Source organism: Pseudomonas yangonensis, from assembly GCF_009932725.1.
Taxonomy (GTDB): Bacteria; Pseudomonadota; Gammaproteobacteria; order Pseudomonadales; family Pseudomonadaceae; genus Aquipseudomonas; species Aquipseudomonas yangonensis.
Genome location: NZ_BLJU01000106.1, coordinates 1 through 689 on the forward strand (window position 1 = coordinate 1; position 689 = coordinate 689).

Genomic DNA, 689 nt, shown 5'->3' on the forward strand with positions numbered 1-689 from the left:
GCTCCGCTCCGCCGGTACAGATGTTGCGGCCCAGTGTTTTTTGAACGCGCTGCTGCGCGAAACGAAGGACTGGCACTATCTTCCCGCAACCCGTGCGGATGAGTTATCACTGATTCATATCCCGCTCTCCCCAACCCAGGCCATTCGGGTTCCGGTACGCTATTTCTCCCCCACACAGCATCACCAGTATCTTTTCCCGGCAACGCTGATTCAGGCCGACAGCGACGGCGGTGACACGGTCACATTCCATCAACTGATTGATTTAATTATTGAAAAAGAGACGGTTAAAGGCGCTCTGGATGCCGATACGCTGGCTCGCTTTAAGCAGCGCGTCCTGGAAAGCCATACACACACCTGGCAGGCCATTGATTTACGCCACAACTGGGCAAACCTGCGCGATAAGCCGCTGACCTTCAGCGGCGACAACGCAACAGCCGCGGCTGGAGTCGAGCAAGGGCTGGGCATACAGCCCCAAAGCCGCACGAGCCGAGCCAACGAGACCCACGCCACAGCTCGTATGCCGTCTTCTGCTCGAAAAAAAAAAATAAGCTCCTTTATCATACCAACCGCCCGCACCCCGTCGCACATGCCAGCAAGATCACAAACAGCAGTGTCCAGGACGGATCCTCTTAAAAAGATTGAGTGACATAGACAACACACTGAAAAAACATCGTTCACTTTATATTCCT

General features: G+C 54.1%; 1 pseudogene. It reads left to right on the top strand.

Going from position 1 to position 689, the window contains the following annotated elements:
* Positions 1 to 646, top strand: a pseudogene (locus GYB81_RS24605) (hypothetical protein); the annotation flags it as partial.
* Positions 647 to 689: the final 43 nt, after the last annotated feature.